This is a genomic window from Kitasatospora sp. NPDC127067, from assembly GCF_042724755.1.
Taxonomy (GTDB): Bacteria; Actinomycetota; Actinomycetes; order Streptomycetales; family Streptomycetaceae; genus Kitasatospora; species Kitasatospora lactacystinica.
The window spans coordinates 1-3,692 of the sequence record NZ_JBHXEM010000266.1 but is presented as its reverse complement, the minus strand read 5'-3'; the positions used below and the strand labels follow the sequence as shown (position 1 = coordinate 3,692).

Below are 3,692 nucleotides of genomic sequence, written 5' to 3'. Positions count from 1 at the left end.
CCACGACACCAACGAGATCCGGACGATCTCCCGACTCCGCCAACCCCGAGAATCCATCACCCAGCGTCACCGGTCACAGAACCTGGGCCAGACCCTACTTCAACCCGCCAGAAACAACCGGCCGCTGGTCCATCCGGAAGCCGACTTCCATCTGTCGGGCCGCTCGTTCGTGCTGGCTCCGTCGGTGTTCTGCGGGCCGGTTCCCCAGCTGTTCGCCAGCCCTGAAGCCGAGACGGTTGTCATGGCCTATCAGGCACTGCACGACCCGGTCGATGCGGCTGCCCTGTGGGCTTCTCCTGCCGACACCCGCCGAGGTGATGCCCCGGTTCCGCAGGCTCTGACCGCGCTCCTCGGCCGCACCAGGGCGATCGTGCTGTGCGTCATAGCCAACCATCCCGCCTGCACGACAACGCAGTTGGCGCAGCGGGCCGGCATATCGCCGGCCAGCGCCAGCGAGCACGCCACCACCCTGCGCAAGGCCGGACTGACCGCTGTGACCCGGGAGCGGAAAGCAACCCTTCATACGCTGACCCATCTCGGCCTCACCTTGCTGAGCACCAACGGCTCAACCCCTGCGAACTCCTGAACGCCAGACAGCCCACAAGATGACGAGACCAGCGAGACCTCTTGACCAGAGCTCGCGAACAACTACTCACGGCCGCTTCAAGCCCTGCTGCCGACCGGCCGGTGAGCGACGAGGACGCGGAACTCCCTGCCCCCGTGGGAGGCGCCCGGTGGCGAGGCCTTCGCAGTAGGCTCGACCGCCACCGGGCGCGTCCTGCGTTCGATCAGCTGGCGTAGACCTGACCGGCCCACAGGCCGCCCTCGCTGATGCACTGGTACTTCTTGACGTTGGACGCCGCCAGGAAGTACGAGGCGCGGGCCAGGCAGGCCGACTTGGCCTTGTAGTACTCGCCGGTGTACTGCCACGTGTACACAGCCTGGACAGCGGGTGCCGACGAGGCAGGGACGGGCGTGGCCGCCACGGCCGGTCCGGCCGCGGCGGCCAGAGCGAGCGTGGCACCGACAGCGGTGGCCGCGAGAGCACGACGAATACGCATGAACGCCTCCATGGGTGGTTTCTCGATTCGGACGGCCATCAGGCCCGGGGGAACCACCTGTGTCTCGCGGTTCCCCCGGCCTGTCGCCCTCGGAACCCATCCTGACGGTGCCGGCGGGCGCGGTCCCAGTCCTTTCGGCCGTCGCCGAAACACCCGTGATGAGGCCCACTTGAAGCAGTTGTGCACGACCGGAGACGATGGGCAGCGGAAAGGTGGGCGTCCGAACAGAACCCGGGAGAAGCCTCACGTGTTACGCATCACGTTCACCCCGCAGGACCTCGCCAAGACCCGGATAGCAGCGACCTGGGGCCCGCTCGGCGAGACGCTGCACGCGCTGACAACCCTGCAGCAACCGCACAGCCGCGCGTTGTTCGGCGCATGGAGACACGAGGTCCATGCTCGCTCCCCCGCCCGCGTCCATCCGGCCTCCTCCCTCTTCCAGGAGACCGTCCTGGACCTGTTCACCGTCACCGGTGCCTCATCGTCCGTCGAAGAGGGGATCGAGGCACTGCGCGCGGCACCGGCCGAGCGCCTGCGCACCGAACTCCAGGGGGCCGTCGAGGCACGGGCCCGCTACTTACGCCGCACGGACCCCTGGGCGGGTGTGGCGTGGGGCGACATCGCGCACGACCGGGCGGACCGTGAGGAACTGCTGATGTTCCTCCGTAACGTCCACCGCGTCGCCGTGGCTCCCCACTGGCCGCGGATCCTGCCCCGGCTACGGGCGGAGCAGACTGCGCACGCGCTCAGGCTCGCCCAGGACGGGCCCGAGGCGATGCTCGCGGGACTGCCGCCCGAGTTCCGCTGGAAGCCGCCGACGCTGGAAGTCGGCCAGGGCGCTCTCACGAGCACTGTCGACCTGGAGGGCCGGGGCCTGTTGCTGGTCCCGTCCGCCTTCTGCCAGACCAGGCCGATTCCCTACACCGATCCGGTGGACGACCAGGCACCCGTCCTGCTCTTCCTCCCCGTCATACGCGGCGTTTCCGACGTCACTGCGCTGCTGACGTCGTCCGATCACGGGGTCGACGGTGCCTTGCCCGCGCTCCTGGGCCGCACCCGAGCCCGCACCCTCCATGCCATCGGCGACGGCCCCTGCACCACCGGGCAGCTCGCCCAACGCCTCCGTGCGTCACTGCCCACCGCGAGCGAACAGGCCTCCGTCCTCCGCAAAGCAGGCCTCATCACCACCACCAGACGCGGCAGCGCCGTCCTGCACACGCTCACCCCCCTCGGCAGCGCCCTGCTCAACGGCCATCACTTCCAGACTTGATCGCCCAGAAAAACTGTCCCTGACCCTCCGAAGACGGTGGGCCACAGCCGTAGGTCGCGCGTACGGCCCCGCCGCCAAGTGGCCGAACCCGGCGCAGGCGAGAAGGCCAGCGGCGACGACGTCCAGGGCGTCAAGGCGGGCGTCTCGGGCCTCGCGGGTGATGATCCGGTCGACGCAGAACGTCTCCCGGGCCCACAGGTCCACCAGGGCGCGGGTGTGAGAGTCTGCGGCGCAGCGGGCGAGGGTGGAGGCCGGTGCGGTGGGCGAGGGTGCGGATGGCGCGGCGGCTCGGCCGCGCCCGCCGGCGCCTTCCGCCGGTCCCGGCGCAACGGCGAGGTCCAGCTCCCGGAAGGCCGGCGGGCCGCGCTCCCCCGGGGTGGGCGGCCCGCTCCGGGCCGCCCACCGGGTCAGGTATCGCGACGGTCCTCAGACGACGTCGAACTCGTTGCCCTCGGGGTCCTGCATGGCCGCGGCGTAGAGCCCCGCGTTCGGCTCGTCCTTGATCTTCAGCACGGTGGCGCCGGCCTCGACCAGCTGGTCCACCGCGGCCCTGACCCGCCGCTCGCGGACGTCCAGCGGGACGTCACGGCCGCCACCGACCTTCAGGTCGAAGTGCCACCGGTTCTTGGCGGTCTTCGGCTCCGGAACCTGCTGGAACCACACGCGCGGTCCACGACCCGCCGGATCGACGATCGACTCCGCAATGTCGCCGGCCCCGGTCGGCAACTCCTCCGGGGGCACCCCTATCGCCTCCCAGTAGGCGCGCCACGTGGCATGCCCGTCCGGCGCGGGCTCGGGCACATAGTCCAGAGCCAGGGCCCAGAAAGCCACCATCCTTTGCGGATCGGAGCAGTCGATCGTCAGCTGCACTGTCATCTCCATGCCCGGAGCCTCCCAGACAGGTCAGACAGGCGATCCACTTTCGCAACAGGCCTTTGTTCGGAGAACAGGAGGAGGCCGTCGAGTGGGCCGCCGACGAGCTCGCGGGGCAGGTCGAGCGGGTCCGTGCGCCGTCGGCGGCCACGACCCAGCAGGAACCCCGGGCCGCAAGTGTGCCGGCGCGGCCCGCGACGACGCCGAGGCGGGAGCACCACGACGAGTGCGACAAGGAGCTGTACGAGGGCGGTACCTGCACCTGCGACCTGATCGCCGAGCTGGGGGCCCCATCCGACCGCGAGGACCCGTACTGGGACAACCTCTGATCTCAACCGGAAGGCCGCCACCTGTGGGTGGCGGCCTCCCAGTCTCTGCTGTGGGTCATCTGGTCTAGTGCCGCATCAGGCAACGTTCGCCCTGGTGACGATTTCGTGTAGGCGTTCGTCCGCTGCGTGCTTGTTCCGCCAGATGATGTAGCGGCGGAT

5 protein-coding genes and 1 pseudogene are annotated in these 3,692 nt (G+C 69.8%); 3 read left to right on the top strand and 3 right to left on the bottom strand.

Annotated elements, in window-relative coordinates; all coding sequences use genetic code 11:
* A partial coding sequence (locus ACFWJ4_RS41150; RefSeq protein ID WP_380554475.1) for a winged helix-turn-helix domain-containing protein occupies nt 1-586 on the top strand: 586 nt, incomplete at its 5' end.
* Between the two features lie 202 nt (nt 587-788).
* Here ACFWJ4_RS41150 and ACFWJ4_RS41145 read toward each other — a convergent pair.
* Nucleotides 789-1,061 (bottom strand): hypothetical protein, encoded by a 273-nt coding sequence (locus ACFWJ4_RS41145; RefSeq protein ID WP_380554472.1) that lies wholly within the window; start codon nt 1,059-1,061, stop codon nt 789-791.
* Between the two features lie 247 nt (nt 1,062-1,308).
* On the opposite strand from ACFWJ4_RS41145, the gene ACFWJ4_RS41140 reads away from it, so the two are divergent.
* Nucleotides 1,309-2,331: an ArsR/SmtB family transcription factor gene (locus ACFWJ4_RS41140; protein ID WP_380554469.1), complete on the top strand. Its 1,023-nt coding sequence runs from the start codon at nt 1,309-1,311 to the stop codon at nt 2,329-2,331.
* Between the two features lie 426 nt (nt 2,332-2,757).
* On the opposite strand, the gene ACFWJ4_RS41135 is transcribed toward ACFWJ4_RS41140, so the two are convergent.
* A complete protein-coding gene (locus ACFWJ4_RS41135; protein ID WP_380554466.1) occupies nt 2,758-3,213 on the bottom strand; it encodes a VOC family protein in 456 nt (151 codons plus the stop codon).
* Nucleotides 3,214-3,266: 53 nt separating this feature from the next.
* Here ACFWJ4_RS41135 and ACFWJ4_RS41130 point away from each other — a divergent pair, with 53 nt between their 5' ends.
* Nucleotides 3,267-3,533, top strand: a complete 267-nt coding sequence (locus ACFWJ4_RS41130) for a hypothetical protein (RefSeq protein WP_380554464.1) — start codon at nt 3,267-3,269, stop codon at nt 3,531-3,533.
* Nucleotides 3,534-3,608: 75 nt separating this feature from the next.
* Here ACFWJ4_RS41130 and ACFWJ4_RS41125 read toward each other — a convergent pair.
* Nucleotides 3,609-3,692, bottom strand: a pseudogene (locus ACFWJ4_RS41125) (transposase); the annotation flags it as partial.

Bases quoted from the DNA above. Each gene is read 5' to 3' on its own strand.
- ACFWJ4_RS41135 (WP_380554466.1), bottom strand. From the start codon at position 3,213: ATGGAGATGACAGTGCAGCTGACGATCGACTGCTCCGATCCGCAAAGG.
- ACFWJ4_RS41145 (WP_380554472.1), bottom strand. From the start codon at position 1,061: ATGCGTATTCGTCGTGCTCTCGCGGCCACCGCTGTCGGTGCCACGCTC.